Genomic DNA, 22,197 nt, shown 5'->3' on the forward strand with positions numbered 1-22,197 from the left:
GCTATGGCAGCAGAGGGTTAACGCGTGGACAGCAGATTTGTCGAACTGGACGGACAGCCGTTCTTTCTACGCAGTTGGGGCGATCCCAGCCTGCCGCCCTTGCTGATGCTGCATGGCTTTCCTGAATATGGCGGCACATGGGCTGATCTGGCCCCGCATCTAGCTGAACACTTCTATTGTATTGCCCCGGACCAGCGTGGTTATGGCCAAAGCTGGGCGCCCGAGGGGGTCGGGCACTATACCCTGTCAAAACTGGTCGGGGACATGGCGGCGCTGATCGATATGCTGGGCGCACCTGTCACGGTTCTGGGCCATGATTGGGGGGCCTCAGTCGCCTATGGGCTGGCCATGTTCCAGCCCAAGCTGGTGGGCCGACTGATTATCGCCAATGGCGTCCACCCGGTGCCGTTTCAGCGCGCGATGGCGTCGGGCGGAGCGCAATCAGCGGCCTCGCAATATATCAACGATCTGAGGGCCGAAGACGCCGCCCAAAGATTTTCTGCCGACAATTTCGCGCGGCTCGAGAGGTTCATTCGGTACGGGATGGGGCTGGATTGGCTGTCGGATGCACAAATGCAGGCCTATCGCACCGAATGGGCCCGGCCCGGCCGGTTGGACGCAATGCTGAACTGGTACCGCGCCTCTCCGCTGGTGGTGGCGAAACCCGGCGAACCGCTGACGAATCTGCCCGAGCTGCCGGTCGAGCGCCTTTTGGTCCGCTGCCCGCATCTTTTGCTGTGGGGATCTGAGGACAAGGCCCTGCTACCCGAGGCCACTGAGGGGCTGGAAGAGTTCGCCCCCGACCTGACCCGCATTGACATTCCCGGCACGGACCACTGGCTGCATCATCAACGCCCCAAGGCGCTGGCTCAGGCCATTCTGAACTGGACCCGAGCCTTAACGGTGTCCCCAGTCTGACGGATCGTCCGAGTTGTTGGGGGACAGCCCCAGAATATCCCCATCGGTGGAACAGCCCAGCCCCAGAACCGTGCGATTGGCGTAAGAAAAATAGGCGCAGACCTGATTGATCTCGAGGATTTCTCCATCCTCCCACCCTGCAGCGTGCAGAGCCTCAATATCACTTTCTGTCAGCTCCGCAGGCGCCTCGGTCAGTTTGCGCGCATAGCCCATCGCCGCGATCTGCGCCGGATCTAGAGGGGCTGTCTGCGGTGTCCGAGCTTCAATCGCGGCACGGATAGCATTGCCTCGGTCAGGGTCAGCCAAAAGCCGCTGCAGGCCATTGAAATGATGCTCGACACAATAGTCGCAGCGGTTGAGCGCGCTGACCCACACGCCCAGGACCTCAAGAAACCATTTCGGGATGGTGTTGGCCGAATGGTGCAAGACATTCTTGTACATCGCCATGTGGCCTTCCATCGAATGCGGGCGCAAGGAATGCACCATCATGATGTTGTCCACATTATTGCCCGGCCCCGTCACCCGCTCATACAGTTTCTTCAGCTTCCCCGAGGCGTCCTCGAACGGTATGGTCTTGATCCAGCTCATTGAAACGATGTCCTTTTTCCTGACTGCCACCGGGCTGCGGACAGGTTTGCTGATTTCCCTATTAACAATCAACCGGTTTTGATAAGAGACCTGAAGAGATTGAATTCGAAAACCCATTTTCCCGTTTTGCAAGAACGCCACTCAGATATCTAACATGCGCCTGCTTATTACTTGTTTTCTGCTTTCCACCATCGCGGCCCTCTACGCAGCGCTGGACCCAGCCGCGTCGGATTGGGTATTGCTGGCCGCCCCGTGCGCTTTCGGCAGCGCGATATTGATCCTTTGGGGCGGTCTGCAACGCCTCCACACCCCGCGAAAATGGGCGGTTATTGACGGATCAAACGTCATGCACTGGAAAGATGGCGAACCCAGCCTCGAAACGGTGCGCGATGTTGTCGAGAAACTGTCGCAGGCCGGATATACGCCCGGCGTCGTCTTTGATGCCAATGTGGGCTACAAAATATCTGACCGTTATCTGGATCACCGCGTCCTTGCCCGACGTCTGAGCCTGCCCAAAGACCGCGTTCTGGTTGCCCCCAGCGGCACACCGGCAGACCCGCTGGTTCTACAGGCGGCTACCGACTATCGGGGATTCGTCGTATCCAATGACAGATTCCGCGACTGGGCTGAGGATTTCAGCCAAATTCTGCAACCTGAACACACCATACGGGGCGGTTTTAAGAACGAAAAACTCTGGCTTTCGCTTTGATCCGACCTTGGTTGCGCGCCGCAATCCGCCCACAACACTTCGCGCCCCTCTTCCCCCGGACCACATCACCTGCCATAATGGGTAAAACCCAAAAACAAGAGCAGCACCGATGCCAGACGATCTGTTGACGCCCAGCGCCACCTCCACATACGACGCCTCTTCGATTGAGGTGCTTGAAGGACTGGAACCCGTTCGCAAACGCCCCGGCATGTATATCGGCGGCACGGATGAGCGCGCGCTGCATCACATGGTGGCCGAGATCCTCGACAACTCGATGGACGAAGCGGTCGCGGGGCACGCCAACCGGATCGAGGTGGAACTGCACGCAGATTACGCCCTGACCGTGCGCGACAACGGGCGCGGCATCCCGATTGATCCGCACCCCAAATTCCCGGACAAGTCCGCGCTGGAAGTCATTCTGTGTACTCTGCATGCGGGCGGTAAGTTCTCGGGCAAGGCCTATCAGACCTCGGGCGGTCTGCACGGGGTTGGTGCCTCGGTGGTGAACGCTCTGTCGGATTCGATGGTCGTACAGGTGGCGCGGGACAAGACGCTGTTCGAACAACGGTTCTCCCGCGGAATCCCGCTGGGTCCGGTCGAAAAAGTCGGCGCGGCCCCCAACCGGCGCGGCACCACCGTGACATTCCACGCCGATGCCGAAATCTTTGGCCACCACAAGTTCAAACCGGCGCGGTTGTTCAAATCCATTCGCTCCAAGGCCTATCTGTTCTCAGGCGTGGAAATCCGCTGGAAGTCCGCCATCGACGACGGCGAAACCCCGACCGAGGCCACGTTCCATTTCCCCGGCGGCCTGTCCGATTACCTCAAAGAGACGATGAACGGCTCGTCCACCTATGCCGAGCAGCCCTTTGCAGGCACCGTGGACTTCACTGAAAAATTCGGAACACCGGGCAAGGTCGAATGGGCAATCAACTGGACACCCTCGCGCGATGGGTTCATCCAATCCTACTGTAACACCGTCCCCACCCCCGAAGGCGGAACCCATGTGGCGGGTTTCTGGGCCGCGATCCTCAAGGGGATCAAGGCTTACGGCGAGCTGATCAACAACAAGAAAGCCGCGCAGATCACCCGCGAAGACCTGATCACCGGCGGCTGCGCGCTGGTGTCCTGCTTTATCCGCGAGCCGGAATTCGTGGGCCAGACCAAAGACCGTCTGGCCACGGTCGAGGCGCAGCGCCTGGTCGAGAATTCGGTCCGCGACCATTTCGATAACTGGCTGGCCGCGGACACGAAATCCGCCGGCGCGATACTCGACTTTGTGATACTCCGAGCCGAGGAACGTCTGCGCCGACGGGCCGAGAAAGAGACACAACGCAAGTCCGCCACTAAAAAACTTCGTCTCCCCGGCAAGCTGGTGGACTGCTCTAGTTCAACACGCGATGGGACCGAGTTATTCATCGTCGAGGGCGACTCGGCCGGTGGCTCGGCCAAAATGGGGCGGGACCGCAAGACACAGGCCCTGCTGCCCCTGCGCGGCAAAATCCTGAACGTGCTGGGCGCGGCCAGTTCCAAGCTGGGCACCAATGCCGAGATCAACGACCTGACGCAGGCGCTGGGTGTGGGTCTTGGCACCAAGTTCAACGTCGACGACCTGCGTTATGACAAGGTCATCATCATGACCGACGCGGATGTGGACGGCGCGCATATCGCCTCACTGCTGATGACGTTCTTCTTCACCCAGATGCGACCCATGATCGACGCGGGCCACCTGTATCTGGCCTGCCCGCCTCTGTACCGCCTGACCCAAGGCGCCAAACGCGTCTATTGTCTGGATGAGGCCGAGCGCGACGAATGGCTTGAGAAAGGTCTGGGTGGCAAGGGCAAGATCGACGTATCCCGCTTTAAGGGGCTGGGCGAAATGGACGCCAAGGACCTGAAAGAGACCACGATGGACCCGGCCTCGCGCAAACTGATCCGCGTTACGATTGACGAGGACGAACCCGGCGAAACCGGCGATCTGGTCGAGCGCCTGATGGGTAAGAAGCCCGAACTGCGGTTCCAGTACATTCAGGAGAACGCGCGGTTTGTGGAGGAGTTGGATGTTTGAGTGGGTAGGCAAACTGCCATATTGGCTCCGAGCTACTCTCTCTGTTTTTTCATTTATTGGAATATGGTTAGCTTTTAGCCTATCGCCTCTATTGGACAATCGGCCTGATGCATTTCAAGCCGCGGGTTCTATTGTGGTGGCTTGGGGAATTCTGTTCATTGGCACTAGACGAATTCAATACGAAAACAGCATCCAAGTTGCAGAAGAAGTTGTTATTGCAAGTGCGCTAAACCGACTTGAAGCGCATCGGAAAATTTCAGATGAAAGGTCCAATCTAACTTTCGATGTGCACATGCTCCAGATTGCTCAACTTTCCAAACACTTAGAGGTTCCTAATCCCATCGGGCCTGAAACTGACAAAGAAATCTCTGAACTAGCAGATAGCGTCACCAATAGAACCAAAGGCGGAGAGTTTAGGCCAGCACCGCCTGAAGATGAACAAGCTACCAGAGCTTTGCAGCAGTTGGCGAACATCAAGTCACAGTTCAACCCTTGGGCAAAGTTGTATTGGCGAACGGAACTTGCATTTTTGGTTTTTGGCACCCTTCAGTGGGGTTATGGAAATCACTGGGTCATGGCTCTGCATAACCAAATCGGGTAATGAGAATAGTATAGTAACCTGCACCAATCGTTAATGAACTGCACAGTCATAAAAAGTGCCACAAGAACTCAAAATGACCTATCTGATTTAATCCGCACTCTCGATCGGAGTATGCGAAGTATCGGTGATCGCTCATAAGAGTCGGGTCGACGGGCACGTAGTGTTTCGCATCGTACCGTGGTTGGATAGCTTGAAATACTCCCCCCCGGGTAGGCTGGGCTTCAGCCCGGCACAAGTAAACCCCCTGCCTAACCCGTTGATCCCGTTCACACTTACCCTCAACCCGTCATTCAAGAACGACATTTGAGGTTCCCGAGCGTCCAAGATCCATTTGACCCACTGATTTCTCAACGGGAGGACGACATGAAGACACTACCCCTCGGACTGGCCTTAGCCCTGCTGGCCACACAAGCCCCAGCGCAGCAAATGCTCAGCACCGCATCGCCTATTCCGGAAGGTGCCGAGAAGCGGTTTTGCTATTATGAAGGCATGGCCTATTCCGAAGACGCATTTGTTCTGATGGTCGGCGACAACACTGTAACCAGCACCGTCAGTACCGTTCAGGAACGCCTGCTGCGCTGTCATCGTGAAGAGGATGGCTCGCTGAAGTGGAAACCGCAGAGCACATTCTCGACCAACAACTGAACGCGTTGGGTGGGCGTTCTAGCCCACCATTTGCTCCAGCCAATCCGCGATCTGACCTGCTGGCCCCTCCCAGCCGGGCTCCATGAACAGGAAATGGGCGTGGTCTTCGGCTGGCAGGAAGGTGGCTCGCACGCCGTAAAGTTCCGCCAGCGCGCGGCAGGTGTTGGGGTTCACGGCCCGGTCCTCGGTTCCGGATACGATCAGCACCGGGCAGTCGACCTTGTCGATATCCACCTTCATCGCGTGCTGGTCGTCGAACATCCAAAAGAACATCTCGAACATCACCCGCCCGCTTTCCGGGCCAAGCTGGTCGAATACCTCATGCTGCTGTGCCTCGGGCATTTTGTTCAGCGCAAAGGGGGCCATCAGGTCGAAATCGACGCGCATGGGCTGTTTCCAGAACGCCCCGCCCTCCATCAGTGCGCGCGGTACCGCGCGTTCGTCGTCGGTTTCGGGCAGCGTCCCCCAGGCCGCATTCGGGTTGATCAGAACGATGACACTGGCCAGGCCCCGAGACGCCACCTGCTGTGCCACCACCCCGGCGATGGCATGGCCGAGCAGCACCGGCTTGCTATCCAGCCCCTGCACGAATGCGGCAACGTCATCGGCGTAGTCCATGACGCTGGTGTCGGTCAGGCCGGGATCGGGCTCGGCCTTGGGGTCGCCGTCATGGTAGCGCAGCGCAGGGGTGTGAACCGTCCAGCCGCGCGCGCGGAAGAAGCCCGCGTAATCCTCCATACACCACGGCCCGGCAAAGGCCCCGTGGATCAGAACAATCTCTTTGGTCATGAAAATCTCCCTCACCTGCGCGCAGTATGCGGAGTGAGGGAGCGGGTTTGCAACCCTGTTACAGCGCGGCTTTGAACAGCGCGGTCAGGTTGTCTTCGGTCAGTTCAATCGGGTTGCCGCCACAGGACGGGTCGGTGATCGCACCTTTGACCAGTTCCGGGATCGATGCTTCGGTCACGCCCAGATCGGACAGTTTGCGCGGGATGGCAAAGCTGTCGTTGAACGCCTGCACAAAGGCACGGAAGCCGTCAAAGCCGCCTTCGATGCCCAGATAGGCCGCGGCCTGCCGGAACCGGTCCGCGATAACGGGCGCGTTGAAATCCAGCACGGCGGGCATACAGACCGCGTTGGTGGTGCCGTGATGGGTGTTGAACACCGCGCCAATCGGATGGCTCATCGCGTGGATCGCTCCGAGGCCCTTTTGGAACGCCGTGGCGCCCATTGCCGCTGCGCTCATCATCTGGGCGCGGGCTTCGATGTCGGTACCGTCAGCATAGGCGCGTGGCAGGTAGTCCTTGACCAGCCGCATCCCCTCCAGCGCGATGCCCTGGGACATGGGGTGATAATGCGGGCTGCTAAACGCCTCGACGCAATGCGCAAACGCGTCCAGACCGGTGCCTGCGGTGATGAACTTGGGCATCCCCACGGTCAATTCAGGGTCACAGATCACGACCGCAGGCAGAACTTTGGGGTGAAAGATGATCTTCTTCGCGTGCGTTTCCGAGTTGGTGATAACGCTGGCACGGCCCACCTCGGACCCTGTCCCGGCGGTGGTCGGCACGGCGATGATCGGTGCGATGGCGTCAGCATCGGCGCGAGTCCACCAGTCGCCGATATCCTCAAAATCCCAAAGAGGGCGGATCTGGCCGCACATGAAGGCAACCATCTTACCCAGATCCAGCCCCGAGCCACCGCCAAAGGCAATCACCCCGTCATGACCGCCCGCATTATAGGCGGCAACCCCTGCTTCGAGGTTCTTTTCATTGGGGTTCGGGTCCACTTCGCTGAACAGCCCTCGTCCCAGCCCTGCGGCCTCGAGGATATCCAGAGTGGCCGTGGTGATTGGCAGATCGGCCAACCCCTTGTCCGTCACCAATAAGGGGCGTTTCATCCCAGCCGCTGCGCAGGCCTCGGGCAATTCCTTGATCCGGCCAGCGCCGAACTTGATCGCGGTCGGGTAGGACCAGTTTCCAACAAGGCTCATGATGTCACCTTTTTCAGATGGTAGGATTTTGGACGTGTGAGGTTGTGATAGCCGATGACCGACAATCCGCCTCCGCGTCCGGTATTCTTGCAGCCGGTCCAGCACAGACCCGGGTCCAGATAATCCGCCCGGTTCATGAACACGGTGCCGGTTTCGATCCGGTCGCCCACCCGCGCCGCGCGATCCACGTCACGGGTCCAGAGGCTGGCAGTCAGGCCAAACTCGCTATCATTCATATGCCCGATGGCTTCTTCGTCCGAGGACACTTTCATGATGCCCACAACCGGGCCGAAGCTCTCATCCCGCATCACGCGCATGTCATGGGTGACATTGGTCAGGATCTGTGGGGTCAAATAGGCCCCGCCATCATCCTCAGCGAAGGTCTCGATATGGGGAACGGCACCATCCGCGACAGCCTCGGCAATCTGCGCGCGCACCTCATCAGCAAAGCGGACGTTGGCCATCGGGCCAATCGTCGTCTCAGCGTCAAGCGGATTGCCCAGCTTATAGCCTTTCAACACCTCAACCGCTTTGGCAACGAAGGCGTCATAGAGGCTTTCATGCACATAAATCCGTTCGATCCCGCAGCAGCACTGGCCCGAGTTGAACATGGCCCCGTCGATCAGCGTATCGACCGCCGCATCCAGATCGGCATCCTCCATGACGTAGCCCGGATCCTTGCCACCCAACTCGGTACCAACGCCAGTAAAGGTGCCCGCCGCAGCGCGTTCCATCGCCTGTCCGCCGCCGACCGAGCCGGTAAAGTTTACGAAATCAAACGCCTTGCCAGCGATCAGATCATTGGTCACGTCATGGCTGAGGAACACGTTCTGGAACACATCCGCGGGCACTCCCGACGCATGGAACGCCTGCGCCATACGCTCACCCACCAGCAAAGTTTGTGTGGCGTGTTTCAGCACCACCGCATTGCCCGCAATCAGCGCAGGTGCCACCGTGTTGATCGCCGTCATATAGGGGTAATTCCAAGGCGCCACCACAAAAACGACCCCATGCGGAATACGCTTGATATAGCGTTTGAAGGTCTCATCCTCACCCACAGCGATATCGGCCAGAGCGTCTGAGGCAATTTCGGCCATATGACTTGCACGTTCATTGAACCCGCCAAACTCACCGCCATAGCGCACCGGCCGGCCCATCATATGCGCAAGCTCTGGCACGATCTCGTCATTCATCGCCCCCACAGCGGCCACACCTGCCATTACAAGATCAATCCGCTCCTGCAACGGCCGCGCCGCCCACTCCACCTGCGCCGCACGGGCCCGCGCGGCGGACTTTAAAGCCGCCTCAGCCGACAACACTTCACGCTCCGCAAAAACCGATCCGTCAATCGGCGAGACACATTGCAACATCTGCCCCATTTTCACTCCATTTTCGAAAGAAACAGGATCCCTGCTTCATCTGGCCCAAAATATCCCGGGGAGCGCGAGGGGCTGGCCCCTCGCTCCCGCCCTCTAAGCCCGCTCAAACCCGCGCGCAATTTCCCAATCCGTCACTACACGCTCGAACTCTTCGATCTCGACCTCCGCCGCTCGGGCATAGTGATCGACCACATCATCCCCCATGGCCGCGCGCAACATGGCCGACCCATGCAACGCATCCCGCGCCGCGCGCAAGTTGCCGGGGATCATGCCCGTTTCGCCCTGATAGACGTCTCCCTGTGTCGGGGGCTGCAATTCCAGCGCTTCCTCGATCCCGGCAATCCCAGCGGCCAGCATCCCTGCCATCGCCAGATACGGGTTCGTGTCCGAGCCCGGAATACGGCACTCCACCCGAACTGCCTTGGTGCCATCCCCGCACAGACGGAACCCCGCCGTGCGGTTGTCCACCGACCAGATGATCCGCGTTGGCGCAAACGTACCCTTCATGAACCGCTTGTAGCTGTTGATATAGGGAGCCATGAAATAGGTGTAGTCGGCGGCGTATTTCAGCAAACCCGCCATGTAATTCTTCATGACATCAGACATCCCGAGCGGATCTTTTTCGTCGAAAAAGATTGGCACCCCATCTGCCCAAAGCGACTGATGCACGTGGGACGAGCTTCCCACTTTCTCATGATGCCATTTCGGCAGGAACGTCGCCGCATGGCCATGCTGCCACGCGATTTCTTTCACTGCGTTCTTGGCAATCGAGTGATACTCGGCCGTGTCCATCGCGGGGGCGTATTTGATGTTCAGCTCTTCCTGCCCGGTCTCAGCCTCACCTTTCGAGTTTTCGACCGGAATCCCCGCGTTCCACAGATGATTGCGGATCGGGCGCATCACATGCTCTTCCTTGGTGGTCTGCAGGATGTGATAGTCTTCGTTATAGCCCGAGATCGGCTCCAGATCGCGAAACCCTTCCTTGCGGATCTGGTCAAAGCTCTTCTCGAACAGGAAAAACTCCAGCTCGGTGGCGCACATGGCGTCATAGCCCATGGCCTTAAGCCGGTTCACCTGCTTTTTCAGGATGGACCGAGGCGCGTGGGGCACTTCCTCATGCGTATGGTGATCCAACACGTCGCACATCACCATGGCGGTGCCCTCAAGCCACGGAACCGGGCGCAGAGTACTTAGGTCAGGCTTCATCACATAGTCGCCATATCCGCGTTCCCAGCTGGTGGCAGCATAGCCATCGGGCGTCGCCATCTCGAGGTCGGTGGCCAACAGATAGTTGCAGCAATGGGTCTCTTCCCAAGCGCCCGCCACGAAATGACCCGCGTGGAACCGCTTACCCATCAGACGCCCCTGCATGTCGACCATGCAGACCAGCACGGTGTCGACCTCACCAGCTTCGGCCTTGGCTTTGAGATCGTTCAATCTTGCTTCATTGCCCATCCCGTTCATCCTTTGTCATCTTCTGGGACCGTCGTCCCAAATTATTCCCAGCGGCCCTAGTCCTCGACCGTTTCGCTATCCATTTCCATCACCAGACGTGTCTCCAGCACCTGCCCGCTTTGGTAGAGGATCGGATAGGCGATGGCGGCGATATGCCCGTGCAGGTCACGCATGGCGCGCAACGTCTCAAGATGCAGATCACTTGAGGCAAAGCTCTCGGTCTGCCCCCTCTCAAGCCGTTTCAGATGCGCCTTGCGGCTATGCCGTGACAGGCGCTTGACCTCGGCCTTGTCCAGCACCAGACGGCGGGCGCAGTCCACATCATTCACCAGCAGCACATGACGAGCCAGCGAGAAACTGGCCAGTACAGCCGCGTGCAGGTCCTTGAGTTCCTTCCAGCCTTGCGCCGAAAACTCGGTGCGTTCAGTGTGTTTGATCTGCGCGGTTCGGGTCATGCGGTTTGACACCACGTCGCCCGCCGCCTCAAGCCGGATCGCGTATTCGACCAGGCCGCGCGCCGCCTTGATCTGCGCCTTGCTCATGTTTTGGCGCGGCATTCGGGCGACAAAGCGTCGGATTTCGGTCAGCTGTGCATTCACCCGTTCATCCTGCTGCCACAGGGCCGAGATCGCATCGCTGTCGTCCTGCTCATAAATATCCAGAACCGGGCGGAACATGCGCTCAACCTGTGTGACCATCTGCAACAGCTCATGCCGGACCGAGGACATCGCAACGTTCGCCCCCGACGCGCTTGGATCGTTCAGTGGGCTAAGCGCGTCCGAGAAGTGGTCCATCGCGTGCGCCTTAACCTCGGGCTCGGGCAGCAGCAGTGTCACCGGACGCTCCATCCAGTTCACAAACCCTGTGGCCAGCACAAAAACGGCAAGGTTGAACCCGATATGGGCCAAGATCAACGACTGCCCTGCCCCCGCTACCATCAGCGTCTGATGCGTGCCGGTCACGTTGACCACAATCAGCATCACCAGCGCCGCGCTGCCGCGTAGCAGAAGGTTGGCCAGTGGAATACGACGCGCGGAAACCGTCAGGTCACGGGTCAGCCAGATCGGAATAAAGGCCGAGCCCAGATTGGCCCCAAGAACCAGCGACAGCCCGGCAGCAAAAGGGATGGCTCCGATCTGAACCAGTGTCACGCACATCAGGATCGTCGCAACCGAACTGTGCATGACAAAAGCCAGTACCGCGCCCACGATAAAGGCGCTGAAATAGTCGCTTTCCAGATAGCCCGCGATGGCGGGCAAAAAGGCGCTCTCGCGGATCGGATCAACCGCATCGCGCAAGAACTGCAATGAAACCAGAATGAACGCGATGCCCAGAACAATGCGCCCGATCAGCCGCATATTGGCGCGGTCGGACTTGAGGTACAGCCACCCGCCCAGCGCCAGCAGCACGGGCTGCAGCCAGCCCAGATCATAAGACAGAACCTGAATGACAAGCGCTGCACCCAGATCCGCGCCCAGCACCCCAGCCAACGCAAGGCCAAAGCTGACCATGCCTGCCGCGGCAAAACCGGTCAGCAAAACCGTTACCGCCGCCGAGCTTTGCAGGATCGTGGCCAGAACCATACCGGCCCCACCGGCAACAAAGGTGTTCGAGTGTCGCGTCAACAGCGACTGGAACAATGCGCCAAAGCGTCTTTCGATGCCCGTGCGGACCAGCCGCACCGCAAACAGCAGCAACATGGTCGCCGCAAAAATCTCGATCAGGAACCCCGCAATAGCCATTGGCCTATACCCCTCTGACCCGGTTCACGCCAAGGCGCGACCAGAGTGTTCTTGTCTGTTTCAGAGGCAAGCCTAGCATCGGGGATCGGGGTTCCAGAGGTCCAATACCGGCACGCGACCGAGGCCGCGCGCCGTAATCGCATTGAAATTAGCCGTAGCGATAAGGCCGTCCGGCCTTGAGCATGTCAGCGTTATACTGCTTGAAGATCTCGACAACCTTGGCTTTGGTCTCGGACTCGGCTGCGATTTCATCCCAGAAGGCAACGGCTGCTTCTTCGACCTGCGCCCATTCGGCGTCCGGGATCGAGGTCAGTTCCATCTTATCGCCATTCACGCGCAGGCTGGCCTCGCCACCCCAATACCACCACTGGCGATAGTAGTGCGATTGGTCGCAGCAAACGCGGAACAGGGTCTGCAGGTCTTCCGGCAGTTCGTTCCAGCGGTCCATATTGGCAAAGAACGATCCTGCCCATGCGCCCGAGATGTTGTTGGTCAGGAAATAGTTGGTCACATCAGCCCAACCCACGGTGTAGTCTTCGGTGATGCCCGACCAAGCGATGCCGTCCAACTCGCCGGTTTGCACCGCGACCTCGATGTCTTCCCACGGCAGAGTGACCGGCACAACGCCGAATTGGCTCAGGAAGCGGCCCGCCGTTGGGAAGGTAAAGACGCGTTTGCCCTGCAGATCGGCCAAGCTGTTGATCGGGTCTTTGGTGGCAAAATGGCAGGGATCCCAAGCGCCCGCGCTGATATGCTTGACGCCGACCTTGGAATATTCCTCATCCCAGATCTCGTTCAGGCCGTACTGGTTGAACAGCACCGGCACGTCCAGCGAGTAGCGGGAAGCAAACGGGAAATAGCCACCGAACACGGTGACTTCGGTGGGAGATGCCATCGAGTCATCATCTGATTGCACCGCATCGATGGTGCCGCGCTGCATGGCGCGGAACAGCTCTCCGGTCGGGACCAGCTGATCAGCATAGAACAGCTCGATCTGCATCCGGTCACCAGCGATCTTGTTGAACATCTCGATGGCCGGGTCGATCACATGGGCCGCCAAAGCTGGACCGGCATAGGTCTGCATCCGCCATGTGATCGTGCTCTGCGCCAGCGCGGGCGCGGCCAGAGGGGCAGCGGCAACGCCCACCCCGGCGGTTTGCAGAAACTTACGTCTTGTTGTCATGTCATTTCCTCTCTGTTGCAGTTCTTCTCGTGCCTTTTCATCGGCATTCTTGTTAGTTTCCGTAAACATATCCGGGCAGCCACAAGGCCAGTTCCGGGAAGATCATGATAATCGTCAGCGCCAGCACCATCACCGCCACAAACGGGAAGATCGAGCGGTAGATGTCGCGCAGTGTGATCTCGGGCGGGGCCATCGCGCGCATCAAAAACAGGTTATAGCCGAAGGGCGGCGTCATATATGCGATCTGCGTGGTGATCGTATACAGCACCCCGTACCAGATCAGGTCAAAGCCCAGCGCCCCCACCAGTGGCACATAGAGTGGGGCTACGATCACCAGCATCGCCGTGTCGTCCAAAAACGTGCCCATCACGATAAAGCTGAGCTGCATCAGGATCAAAATCATCCATGGCGACAGGCCAAGTTGATCGGTGAACAGGTTGTCGATGGCCTTCACCGCGCCCAAGCCATCAAACACCGCACCAAAGCCAAGAGCGGCGAGAATGATCCACATGAACATGCACGAAATCGCCAGCGTCTGCTTGGTGCAGTCCTCGAAAATCTTCCACGTCATGCGCCGTTTCACCACCGACACGACCAGCGCCGTCAGCGCCCCAATGGCCGAGCTTTCGACCAGCGAGGTCCAGCCATTCACAAAGGGCACCATCATGGCGGCAAAGATGATCAATGGCAGCGCACCCGCGCCCAGCAAGCGGATCTTCTCGGCCCGCGGGACCTCATGCGCATCTTCCATGGCGGGGCCCAGATGCGGCTGAATGCGGCAGCGGATCCAGATATACAGAATGAACATGCCCGCCATCAGCAGGCCGGGCACGATCCCGGCCAGCCACAACTGCCCTACCGGCTGCCGCGCGATCATCGCATAGAGCACCAGAACCACCGAGGGCGGCACAAGAATTCCCAGACTGGAACCCGCCTGAATGACACCCGTGACCATCGTCTTGTCGTAGCCCCGCCTCAGCAATTCCGGCAGCGCAATGGTCGCGCCAATCGCCATCCCCGCCACGCTGAGCCCGTTCATGGCCGAAACCAGCACCATCAGCCCGATTGTGCCAATTGCCAGCCCGCCATTCACAGGCCCCATCCAGACATGGAACATCCGATAGAGGTCATCGGCCAGACGGCTTTCTGACAACACGTAGCCCATGAAGATGAACATAGGCAGCGTTAGCAGTGGATACCACTTCATCAGCTTCATCGCGGCCGAAAATGTGATGTCTTGCCCGCCTGTTCCCCACAGGGCCAGCGCGGCAACAGTTGCGACCGCTCCGATCGCGCCAAAGACGCGCTGACCTGTGAACAGCATCAGCATCATCGAGGCGAACATGAAAATGGCGATATATTCCTGGCTCATGCCCGAGCGACCCCGATTTCCTGCCCTTTGATCCGGGCTATGTCTTTGAAGAATTCCGATATCGCCTGCAGCAGCATCAGGAAGAAGCCCAGCGTCATGATCGATTTGATCGGCCAGATATAAGGTCGCCACGCGGTCGAGGAACGCTCGAGCCGCCCAACCTCTTCACTGCCGGTCAGAAGACCAGTGAAATAAGCCACGGGTTCCGTGCCCCAATACCCAAGGCTATAGGCAGTTGAGCCCAAGCCGCCATAGAACAGCACGCCCAGATACAGAATCAACAGCAGCACTGTGAAGGCGTCGAACCACGCTTTCTTCTTGTGACTCCAGTTGTGATAAAACAGGTCCATCCGTACGTTCGAACCCAGCTGGATCGAATACGGCCCGCCCATGATGTAATAGGTCACCATGGCAAATTGCGCCATTTCCAGGGTCCACAGCGACGGCAGAAAGAAGGTTTTCGAGATCGACGACCACAGCAGGATGCCCATCATCGCGAACAGACCCCACATCATCACCCGCCCGATCCGGTAGTTGATCGCGTCAACGACGCGGACATATATGCTCATCGCCCGGATCACTCGGTCGCCCTTTCTTCGAAGGTCGCCAAGGTCCGCTTGATCCACGGTACAAGGCAGTTGGTGACGGTTGCGTGCTGCTGAGGCGTGCGGATCAAGTCGTTGCGGATTTCGATCATCACGTTCAGCAAACCATTGGGCAATGCCTGCACATCCAATGTGTGGGCCACGCCGTCCTTGGCCGAATACGGCTCGTTCAGTCGCGTGATATACGGGTTCTCAACGGCTTTCGTTGCCATCATCGCGGCGGCAAACCGATCATCGACTCCGTGCAGTATGCCAAGCTCGACCTGACGTTTTTGTCCGTGATAAATTGGCGTGAAGCTATGGATCGTCACCAGCAACTCCAGTGAGGCGCGGTTGCGGTCAATCACAGCCGACAAGGCTTGTCGAAACGGGTCATAGACCCCATGGATACGGGCCTGCCTTTCTTCATCCGACATCTGGGCATTTGCGGGGATGTCGTAGTCCTCGCTCCGGACGGGCATGGCGCCCGGCGCTTCGGGGGGGCGGTTGCAGTCATAGACCAGCCGCGACACACCACCATGAACCAGCGGTGCCGAGAGTTCGGCAGACATCATCCGGGCCACGGCCAATGCGCCGGGGTCCCATGCGATGTGACTGTCGCGCGCCTCGGCGCCTAGGCCCATGTCGCCCAGAAACGCAGGGATGCGGTTCGACGCGTGTTCGCAGACCAACACCACCTTCGGGGCGTTGCCTGCCAAGTCAGTGTGAACAACTGTGCCGAAATCCAACTTATCGCCCCGCGATTCCCAGAATCTTCTTTGTGGAAAAATTTCCACACACGTCGATCACCTGTCAATAATTTTCCTGTACAATTTTCTCCAGACTTGATCTTGATGAAAAATTATTCACAATATGCCTTTGTCGCATACAGGAGGATCGTTTAGTGCGGGTGACGGACAGGCTGCTGGCCCATCGGGACAAGATGACGCCTTCGGAACGGCAACTGGTCAGTGTGCTCCTGGATGACTATCCCATGGCAGGCTTGGGCAGCATTACTGAACTGGCCAGCACCGCCTCGGTCTCGACCACCACGGTGGCACGGATGCTGCAAAAGACCGGATTTGACGGCTATCCGCAATTTCAGGCCGCCCTGCGGGGCGAAGTAAAAGAGATGATCTCGGGCCCCATCGCCAAGCGTGATGTCTGGCAAAACGATCTGCCCGAAGAACACATCCTCAACCGCTACTCCCAGCAATCCCTCGCCAACCAAAAGCGCACGATTGATGAGGTCGATCCAGCCGAGTTTGACAGTTTTTGCAACCTGTTATCCGATCCCAACCGACGTATTTTCATCACCGGAGGACGCATCACAGGTACAATGGCGCAGTACCTGTACCTGCATTTGCAAATGATCCGTCCCGACGTCCGAATGTTACCGGTGGCTGCGTCGTGGACACATGATCTGCTGGATGTACGCAAGGATGATGTCCTAATCGCGCTGGACGTACGGCGCTACGAGAACTCGACCATGCTGATCGGACAGCTCTGTCAGGAACGCGGGGCCGAGATTGTGCTGTTCACAGACCAGTGGCGCTCGCCCATTCACCGACTGGCCAAACATACCTTTGCCGCACGGATTGCGGTACCGTCAGCGTGGGATTCGATGGCGTCGATCCTGACGCTGATGGAGTGCGCCATCGCCGAGGTTCAGGAACGCCTTTGGGATTCGGTCAAAGACCGCACCGACGAACTTGAGGCCGCCTTTGACCGTACCAAGCTGTTCCGCAAGTTCGGCCAAAGCTCGGGTTCTTAACATCTGAAATTGCTATAATTTACAACTGCCCGTGATCAGTGTTGCCACTTCGGGGCCGCGCGTTCACTTTATGGGCATGAGTTTTGTCGCCGATAATCAACTGCCGCTTCTGATCCTGTTTTTTCTGATCGGACTCGTAGGCACCGGGTTTCTGTTCCGCAAACCTGCGGGGCATCGAGCGTGGAAACTGGCCGATCTGGTCTGGGTCGTGTTGGGTGGCATCGGCGCATTGGTTGCCGTTTTGGCAGGTCTTTACACTGCAGACAGTTCTCGTCTCGACCGACAAATCGACGTGGCCTATGCCGCTACACTGGCCTTTGACCGAGACGCTGCCCGCTTTCGGTTGCGCTTTTGTGATCCCGCCTACGACGATGATATCGGCGTTCTGTGCGAAAAGGTGGAATTCCTGTCAGCGTCTACGGCCAGCAACGCTGACCTCCCCCTGTTTATAGCCGTGACCAACGAGGTCGCGCCGCTGCAAGGACTGCACTTCCTATTCGGACGTCAGGCAAAAGACGATATGGACGACGCACGCGCGATGGCCGCAAAGGCCAACGCTTTCGACATTGACCAGTTTCTTGTCTTTACGACCGTGGACGACAAAACCCAGATTGCCATCGACAATATGCGCCGCAAGGTGCCTGCGATTGCCGGTGACTATCTGATCCTTGCCCGAAGCTATGAGGATCTGATTGCGCAAGTCGGGAAGTTGAAAGACGAATGGGAATATCTACAAGCCAACGCGCATATATTGGTGTTGCAGATCATTGCCCTATGTCTGGTCAGCTTTGCTGCACCGTTCCGTCTGGGCAAATCGCTTGTAGAACTACGCACCGCCTTCAGCGCCGATACGCCTGAGCCAGCCGCTCCGGGTCCGCGCCAAGAAAATACCGTGTCAGAGTCCAAAGGTTCCGCGTCCCTCGACGCAGCCAACCCGCCTTCTGGTATCGGCCCGCACTCGTAAAGGCCCGGACCGGCAACAGAGTGATGCGGCCAAGGCGACGCACCAACGCCACGTCCTCCATCAATGGCTGATCCGGGAACCCTCCCGCCTTTTCATACAGGCGGCGCGGAACCAGCAACCCCTGATCGCCATAGGGCAAGCCAAATATCCGGCTGCGCAGGTTGGCCCAACCCGCCACCCATGTCGGGGCAAAACCCGAGGCAGAAAACGCCAGCCGGAAGACCCCCGGGGTGCCATATCGCAGATGATCCCCAACCACTTTGGTCCAGCCCTGCTGCAATACGGTATCGGCGTGCAGAACAAGCAGCCACTCGCCCTTGGCCTCGGTACACCCCCGGCGCAACTGACCACCGCGCGACGCGGCACCGGACACGATTTCAGCCCCGGCCTCATCCGAGATCTCTAGGGTTTGGTCCGTCGATCCACCGTCCGAAACGATCAACTCCCTGATCAGGCCGGTATGCAGCCCTTCCATCAACGCCTCAAGCGTTGCGGGTAAGGTCTGAGCCGCGTTCAGGGTTGGGATGACGATCGAGATCGGTGCTGGCACGTGGATTACCCTCTGGTCTTGTCGGCGCGAACTCCTATATCACGAAGCCGAGGGAAAGCACGAGGACACCCCCATGCCCAATCGCCGCATCCTGCGCCTGAGTGGCGCGGACACTGACAGTTTCCTGCAAGGGCTGGTGACAAACGATATCGCCGGGATGCAGGGCGGGTTGGTCTATGCAGCGCTGCTGACGCCGCAGGGCAAATACCTTGCCGATTTCTTTCTGACGCGTCGGGGCGACGCTGTCTTGCTGGACGTGGCAGAAACTCTGGCGGACGGGCTGGTCAAGCGTCTGAGCATGTACAAGCTGCGCGCGGACGTCACGATCGCGGACAGCGGGTTGAATCTGCAACGCGGCACCGGCCCTGCGCCCGACGGCGCCCTGCCCGACCCACGCCACAATGACATGGGCTGGCGGACGTATAGCGCTGCTTCTGAAAGCGACGACGGCACCGATTGGGACGCCATCCGTGTGCGAAATTGCATCCCTGAGACGGGCGTTGAGCTGACCCCAGACAGCTACATCCTCGAATCCGGGTTCGAAGCGCTGAACGGCGTCGATTTCAAGAAGGGCTGTTATGTCGGGCAAGAGGTCACCGCCCGCATGAAGCACAAGACCGAGCTGCGCAAAGGTCTGCGCCGGGTGCTGATCGACGGCAGCGCCCCGGTCGGAACGGAAATCAACGCGGGTGGCAAATCTGTTGGGACGTTGTTCACTCAGTCTGGCGGCGCTGCCATCGCGTATCTGCGGCTGGATCGCGCCATTGGCGATATGCAGGCCGACACAGCGACAGTTCGGCTAAGCGGTTGAATTGTTGCGCAATCGGCACGGCTGATCCCCGTCACCGCGGGTAAAGATTGCCACCCCCACCCTGGCGCTGTCACAATACCGACGGGACCAACACGGGTGCGGGTATGTTCAAGCTATACAGAGCGATCTGGCGCGCCAGCGCCGGGCGACAGATCATCCTGATCGCCCTGTCCATTGCGGTGGCCGCCCTTGCCGCCGTCCCACTGGAATTTCAACGCGATATCGTCAACCACCTGACCTCGGCCAATATTGATGCCGATCACCTGATGTTGCTGGGCGCGGGGATGATGGGGGTTATCCTGCTGAGCCTCGGGTTGAAATGGGTGCTGGGATACCGCTCGGGCACGCTGGGCGAAGACATGATCCGCCTTATCCGTCAGCGGCTGCTGGTCAGGTCTGCTGATCTGAACGAAACGGGCGAGGACGTGCGCAAGGGGACCATGACCACCGCCATCTCGGCCGAAGCGGAAGAGCTCGGCAAATTCGCAGGTGGTGCGTTTTCCGACCCGGTCGTGCAAATCGGAACGTTGATCAGCGTGATAGGATATATTTCCTCCACACAGCCGGGGCTGGGACTGATCGCTTTTTCGATGATCGTGCCGCAGATCGTCATCGTGCTGGTGTCGCAACGCAAAGTGAATGTCTTTGTGGCTGAACGCGTGCGCATTCTGCGCAGCGCCACGGACCGGCTGACTTCGGCCCAGATCGACGCCGCTGCGCGTGAGGTCGAGGCGCAGTTCGACGACATCTATGAAACCCGCCGCCGGATGTTTCTCTGGAAGCTTTCTGCCAAATTCCTGCTCAGCGTCATCAACGGCGCAGGCACCGTTGGCATACTGATGCTGGGCGGTTGGCTGGTTCTGCAAGGGCGCACCGATGTCGGCACCGTGGTTGCCGCAACAAGCGGGCTGGCCCGGATCCAGGGACCGACCGCGTTTCTGATCGCCTTCTACCGCCAGGTCAGCGCCAACCGCATCAAGTATGAGCTGATGCTGGAACTGTTCGGCCCCCACCCCGAGCAATACCGCCGTATCAAGCGCCGCACATAAAAAAGGCCGCGTAGCCTTGGCTAACGCGGCCTCTTGGTGATTTCAGTGCAGCTTACGCGCGCTCGGAATATTCCATGGTCTCGGTGTTCACTACGATCATCTCATCCTGACCGATGAAGGGCGGCACCATGACCTTGACGCCATTGTCCAGAATGGCCGGTTTGAACGAGTTCGCAGCGGTCTGACCTTTGACGACAGGCTCGGTTTCGACGATCTTGCAGGTCACTTTCTGGGGCAGCGTGGCGTTCAGGGCCTCCGCTTCGTAGAACTCAACCACAATGGTCATGCCGTCCTGCAGAAACGGGCGACGTTCGCCCAGCAGTTCCGATGGCAGTTCGATCTGCTCATAGGTCTCGGAATCCATGAACACCAGCATGCCGTCGGATTCGTAGAGGAACTGCTGATCCTTCTGTTCCAGCCGCACACGCTCGACCTTGTCCGCCGAGCGGAACCGTTCGTTCAATTTCGACCCGTTGCGCAGGTTACGCAGTTCGACCTGCGCAAAAGCACCGCCTTTTCCGGGCTTTACGTGATCGACTTTTACGGCTGCCCACAGGCCGTCATTATGCTCAAGCACATTGCCGGGGCGAATTTCGTTCCCATTTATCTTGGGCATGACATAAATCCTTCACAAACGGTTGATGCGTCAGTTGCGCTTCCTATATCTGGCGTGACCACACCTGGCAAGACAACGAGACCTAGTGCTGCACATGCAGCAAGCTATGCGAGTGACGCAACGCAACTATGCATATTAGCTGTATCCGAATCACACTTTATAGGTCATAAGGACCGTCACGCCGAAAATGCAAGAGCAAGAACAACAAGGAAGACGAGATGAGAGATTTCGTTGACGGCACCGCCTTTAACAATGAGCAAGGCAACCGTGCGCGCAAACTTTTTGCAGCCGTCGTTCTGGCTGCGCTGGATGATGCAATTGCCGATGACAAGAAATACGGCAATGGCCCCGAACAAATCGCCCGCTGGGCACGCTCTCGCGATGGCCGCGAGGTGCTGTCCTGCGCGGGTATCGACCCCAATGAGCGGGTTGTCAGCGGCCTGATGGAATTCGTGGGGCGCGGTGTGCGCACCTCGGTCGCGCTGTCGCGGGAGGAAAGCGAACGCCGTAACGCTGCTCAGCAGGCCGAAGCCGCCTGATCTGAACAGCTGTCTTTGAGAAAAAGCGCGCTCTGACTGCCAGAGCGCGCTTTTCTTTTGGCTAAACCAACGTCAGAAAAACAACAGCCACTGCCGAGCGACCCAGACTTCGGCTGCAAGCAAAGCTGCGAAGAAGATCTTTGTCGGAAGGGTCAATCCGCGCCGCCACAGCGCGATATATGACACCGCGCAGGCTGTGATCGACACAAGCACGACCCATTGTGCGTGATGGGCGCTGTCCCAATAGCTGATCGGGCTGTGAAAGACCCAATTGCTCAGCGGCCAAAACTGCGCCCGTCCATCCCCTGCATGCAGCAGAAAATCGGTACCCAGATGCAGTAACCCGGCCGAGGCGCCCAGCACCAGCAAACGCGCGCGCAGCAATACCCCGATGGCCAGTGCCAGCCCCCAGACTAGAAACGAGTTGTCGATGGCAAAAACGGTCTGCCACGCGTCGGAATAATAAAGCTGCCCGAACACCACCTGCTCGGGGATGTTCAGAATGAACAGCGACACCCCCGCCATCAGATAGAGCGACAGGTCCGGCAGCACCGACCCAATCAGAACGGCACGCAGAGTTCGGCCATAGGACGGGCGCGCAAAGGCGGCGGCTCCGATCAAAAGATGGGCTGGCGTGTTCATCGGGGGCTTTTCCTC

General features: G+C 58.7%; 22 protein-coding genes. 9 read left to right on the forward strand and 13 right to left on the reverse strand.

Annotated features, from left to right (window positions below; translation table 11 throughout):
- Positions 1-24 precede the first annotated feature (24 nt).
- A complete protein-coding gene (locus tag ACR3E7_RS07880) occupies positions 25-918 on the forward strand; it encodes an alpha/beta fold hydrolase (protein ID WP_480502640.1) in 894 nt (297 codons plus the stop codon).
- Here ACR3E7_RS07880 and ACR3E7_RS07885 read toward each other — a convergent pair.
- Positions 898-1,506 carry a carboxymuconolactone decarboxylase family protein gene (locus tag ACR3E7_RS07885; RefSeq protein ID WP_480502641.1) on the reverse strand — a complete coding sequence of 203 codons (609 nt, stop codon included), beginning with the start codon at positions 1,504-1,506 and terminating at the stop codon, positions 898-900. The two genes, ACR3E7_RS07880 and ACR3E7_RS07885, sit on opposite strands and share 21 nt — an antisense overlap.
- A 154-nt stretch (positions 1,507-1,660) precedes the next feature.
- Between ACR3E7_RS07885 and ACR3E7_RS07890 the strand changes: the two genes are divergently transcribed.
- From ACR3E7_RS07890 to ACR3E7_RS07905, 4 genes are all read left to right on the forward strand, one after another.
- The gene (locus tag ACR3E7_RS07890) at positions 1,661-2,215 is read left to right on the forward strand and encodes an NYN domain-containing protein (protein ID WP_480502642.1); all 555 of its coding nucleotides are present in this window, start codon (positions 1,661-1,663) and stop codon (positions 2,213-2,215) included.
- 109 nt (positions 2,216-2,324) lie between these two features.
- Positions 2,325-4,283 (forward strand): DNA topoisomerase IV subunit B, encoded by a 1,959-nt coding sequence (gene parE / locus ACR3E7_RS07895; protein WP_480502643.1) that lies wholly within the window; start codon positions 2,325-2,327, stop codon positions 4,281-4,283.
- Positions 4,276-4,884 carry a hypothetical protein gene (locus tag ACR3E7_RS07900; RefSeq protein ID WP_480502644.1) on the forward strand — a complete coding sequence of 203 codons (609 nt, stop codon included), beginning with the start codon at positions 4,276-4,278 and terminating at the stop codon, positions 4,882-4,884. Before parE ends, ACR3E7_RS07900 begins: the two co-directional genes overlap by 8 nt.
- Positions 4,885-5,247: 363 nt before the next feature.
- Positions 5,248-5,529: a DUF1496 domain-containing protein gene (locus ACR3E7_RS07905; RefSeq protein WP_170770289.1), complete on the forward strand. Its 282-nt coding sequence runs from the start codon at positions 5,248-5,250 to the stop codon at positions 5,527-5,529.
- A gap of 18 nt (positions 5,530-5,547) precedes the next feature.
- On the opposite strand, the gene ACR3E7_RS07910 is transcribed toward ACR3E7_RS07905, so the two are convergent.
- From ACR3E7_RS07910 to ACR3E7_RS07950, 9 genes are all read right to left on the reverse strand, one after another.
- Complete coding sequence (locus tag ACR3E7_RS07910; protein WP_480502645.1) at positions 5,548-6,318, reverse strand: alpha/beta hydrolase; 771 nt, start codon at positions 6,316-6,318, stop codon at positions 5,548-5,550.
- Between the two features lie 58 nt (positions 6,319-6,376).
- The gene (locus ACR3E7_RS07915; protein ID WP_480502646.1) at positions 6,377-7,522 is read right to left on the reverse strand and encodes an iron-containing alcohol dehydrogenase; all 1,146 of its coding nucleotides are present in this window, start codon (positions 7,520-7,522) and stop codon (positions 6,377-6,379) included.
- On the reverse strand, positions 7,519-8,901 hold the full coding sequence (locus tag ACR3E7_RS07920; RefSeq protein WP_480502647.1) for an aldehyde dehydrogenase family protein: 1,383 nt from the start codon (positions 8,899-8,901) through the stop codon (positions 7,519-7,521). Before ACR3E7_RS07920 ends, ACR3E7_RS07915 begins: the two co-directional genes overlap by 4 nt.
- Positions 8,902-8,994: 93 nt before the next feature.
- The gene (locus ACR3E7_RS07925) at positions 8,995-10,356 is read right to left on the reverse strand and encodes a glutamine synthetase family protein (RefSeq protein WP_170788909.1); all 1,362 of its coding nucleotides are present in this window, start codon (positions 10,354-10,356) and stop codon (positions 8,995-8,997) included.
- Between the two features lie 56 nt (positions 10,357-10,412).
- A complete protein-coding gene (locus ACR3E7_RS07930; protein WP_480502648.1) occupies positions 10,413-12,098 on the reverse strand; it encodes a Na/Pi cotransporter family protein in 1,686 nt (561 codons plus the stop codon).
- Between the two features lie 148 nt (positions 12,099-12,246).
- A complete protein-coding gene (locus ACR3E7_RS07935; protein WP_170770277.1) occupies positions 12,247-13,281 on the reverse strand; it encodes a TRAP transporter substrate-binding protein in 1,035 nt (344 codons plus the stop codon).
- Positions 13,282-13,333: 52 nt separating this feature from the next.
- Positions 13,334-14,653 carry a TRAP transporter large permease gene (locus ACR3E7_RS07940; protein WP_170770275.1) on the reverse strand — a complete coding sequence of 440 codons (1,320 nt, stop codon included), beginning with the start codon at positions 14,651-14,653 and terminating at the stop codon, positions 13,334-13,336.
- Entirely contained in the window at positions 14,650-15,222 is a 573-nt protein-coding gene (locus ACR3E7_RS07945) for a TRAP transporter small permease subunit (RefSeq protein WP_170788912.1), read from the reverse strand. Before ACR3E7_RS07945 ends, ACR3E7_RS07940 begins: the two co-directional genes overlap by 4 nt.
- Before the next feature lie 8 nt (positions 15,223-15,230).
- Positions 15,231-15,986 (reverse strand): N-formylglutamate amidohydrolase, encoded by a 756-nt coding sequence (locus tag ACR3E7_RS07950; RefSeq protein ID WP_480502649.1) that lies wholly within the window; start codon positions 15,984-15,986, stop codon positions 15,231-15,233.
- A 155-nt stretch (positions 15,987-16,141) separates the two neighbouring features.
- Here ACR3E7_RS07950 and ACR3E7_RS07955 point away from each other — a divergent pair, with 155 nt between their 5' ends.
- The gene (locus ACR3E7_RS07955) at positions 16,142-17,011 is read left to right on the forward strand and encodes a MurR/RpiR family transcriptional regulator (protein WP_480502650.1); all 870 of its coding nucleotides are present in this window, start codon (positions 16,142-16,144) and stop codon (positions 17,009-17,011) included.
- 839 nt (positions 17,012-17,850) lie between these two features.
- Here ACR3E7_RS07955 and ACR3E7_RS07960 read toward each other — a convergent pair.
- Complete coding sequence (locus tag ACR3E7_RS07960) at positions 17,851-18,525, reverse strand: TIGR04283 family arsenosugar biosynthesis glycosyltransferase (RefSeq protein WP_480502651.1); 675 nt, start codon at positions 18,523-18,525, stop codon at positions 17,851-17,853.
- A 73-nt stretch (positions 18,526-18,598) separates the two neighbouring features.
- Here ACR3E7_RS07960 and ygfZ point away from each other — a divergent pair, with 73 nt between their 5' ends.
- Positions 18,599-19,336: a CAF17-like 4Fe-4S cluster assembly/insertion protein YgfZ gene (ygfZ, locus tag ACR3E7_RS07965; protein ID WP_480502652.1), complete on the forward strand. Its 738-nt coding sequence runs from the start codon at positions 18,599-18,601 to the stop codon at positions 19,334-19,336.
- 104 nt (positions 19,337-19,440) lie between these two features.
- Positions 19,441-20,385, forward strand: a complete 945-nt coding sequence (locus ACR3E7_RS07970; protein ID WP_170782710.1) for an ABC transporter transmembrane domain-containing protein — start codon at positions 19,441-19,443, stop codon at positions 20,383-20,385.
- Positions 20,386-20,437: 52 nt separating this feature from the next.
- Here ACR3E7_RS07970 and efp read toward each other — a convergent pair whose 3' ends face one another.
- Positions 20,438-21,001: an elongation factor P gene (efp, locus tag ACR3E7_RS07975; RefSeq protein ID WP_170770260.1), complete on the reverse strand. Its 564-nt coding sequence runs from the start codon at positions 20,999-21,001 to the stop codon at positions 20,438-20,440.
- Positions 21,002-21,219: 218 nt separating this feature from the next.
- Here efp and ACR3E7_RS07980 point away from each other — a divergent pair, with 218 nt between their 5' ends.
- Positions 21,220-21,540: a DUF6280 family protein gene (locus tag ACR3E7_RS07980; RefSeq protein WP_037310273.1), complete on the forward strand. Its 321-nt coding sequence runs from the start codon at positions 21,220-21,222 to the stop codon at positions 21,538-21,540.
- A gap of 72 nt (positions 21,541-21,612) precedes the next feature.
- Here ACR3E7_RS07980 and ACR3E7_RS07985 read toward each other — a convergent pair whose 3' ends face one another.
- Positions 21,613-22,182 (reverse strand): cobalamin biosynthesis protein CobQ, encoded by a 570-nt coding sequence (locus tag ACR3E7_RS07985; RefSeq protein ID WP_170788916.1) that lies wholly within the window; start codon positions 22,180-22,182, stop codon positions 21,613-21,615.
- Between the last annotated feature and the right edge of the window lie 15 nt (positions 22,183-22,197).

Source organism: Ruegeria sp. BK1, assembly GCF_056535645.1.

Coding starts and splice junctions, on each gene's coding strand:
- efp (WP_170770260.1), bottom strand. CDS start 21,001: ATGCCCAAGATAAATGGGAACGAAATTCGCCCCGGCAATGTGCTTGAG.
- ACR3E7_RS07935 (WP_170770277.1), bottom strand. CDS start 13,281: ATGACAACAAGACGTAAGTTTCTGCAAACCGCCGGGGTGGGCGTTGCC.
- ACR3E7_RS07945 (WP_170788912.1), bottom strand. CDS start 15,222: ATGAGCATATATGTCCGCGTCGTTGACGCGATCAACTACCGGATCGGG.
- ACR3E7_RS07890 (WP_480502642.1), top strand. CDS start 1,661: ATGCGCCTGCTTATTACTTGTTTTCTGCTTTCCACCATCGCGGCCCTC.
- ACR3E7_RS07980 (WP_037310273.1), top strand. CDS start 21,220: ATGAGAGATTTCGTTGACGGCACCGCCTTTAACAATGAGCAAGGCAAC.
- ACR3E7_RS07910 (WP_480502645.1), bottom strand. CDS start 6,318: ATGACCAAAGAGATTGTTCTGATCCACGGGGCCTTTGCCGGGCCGTGG.
- ACR3E7_RS07900 (WP_480502644.1), top strand. CDS start 4,276: ATGTTTGAGTGGGTAGGCAAACTGCCATATTGGCTCCGAGCTACTCTC.
- ACR3E7_RS07915 (WP_480502646.1), bottom strand. CDS start 7,522: ATGAGCCTTGTTGGAAACTGGTCCTACCCGACCGCGATCAAGTTCGGC.
- ACR3E7_RS07905 (WP_170770289.1), top strand. CDS start 5,248: ATGAAGACACTACCCCTCGGACTGGCCTTAGCCCTGCTGGCCACACAA.
- parE (WP_480502643.1), top strand. CDS start 2,325: ATGCCAGACGATCTGTTGACGCCCAGCGCCACCTCCACATACGACGCC.
- ACR3E7_RS07970 (WP_170782710.1), top strand. CDS start 19,441: ATGTTCAAGCTATACAGAGCGATCTGGCGCGCCAGCGCCGGGCGACAG.
- ACR3E7_RS07920 (WP_480502647.1), bottom strand. CDS start 8,901: ATGGGGCAGATGTTGCAATGTGTCTCGCCGATTGACGGATCGGTTTTT.
- ACR3E7_RS07930 (WP_480502648.1), bottom strand. CDS start 12,098: ATGGCTATTGCGGGGTTCCTGATCGAGATTTTTGCGGCGACCATGTTG.
- ACR3E7_RS07925 (WP_170788909.1), bottom strand. CDS start 10,356: ATGGGCAATGAAGCAAGATTGAACGATCTCAAAGCCAAGGCCGAAGCT.
- ygfZ (WP_480502652.1), top strand. CDS start 18,599: ATGCCCAATCGCCGCATCCTGCGCCTGAGTGGCGCGGACACTGACAGT.
- ACR3E7_RS07985 (WP_170788916.1), bottom strand. CDS start 22,182: ATGAACACGCCAGCCCATCTTTTGATCGGAGCCGCCGCCTTTGCGCGC.
- ACR3E7_RS07885 (WP_480502641.1), bottom strand. CDS start 1,506: ATGAGCTGGATCAAGACCATACCGTTCGAGGACGCCTCGGGGAAGCTG.
- ACR3E7_RS07940 (WP_170770275.1), bottom strand. CDS start 14,653: ATGAGCCAGGAATATATCGCCATTTTCATGTTCGCCTCGATGATGCTG.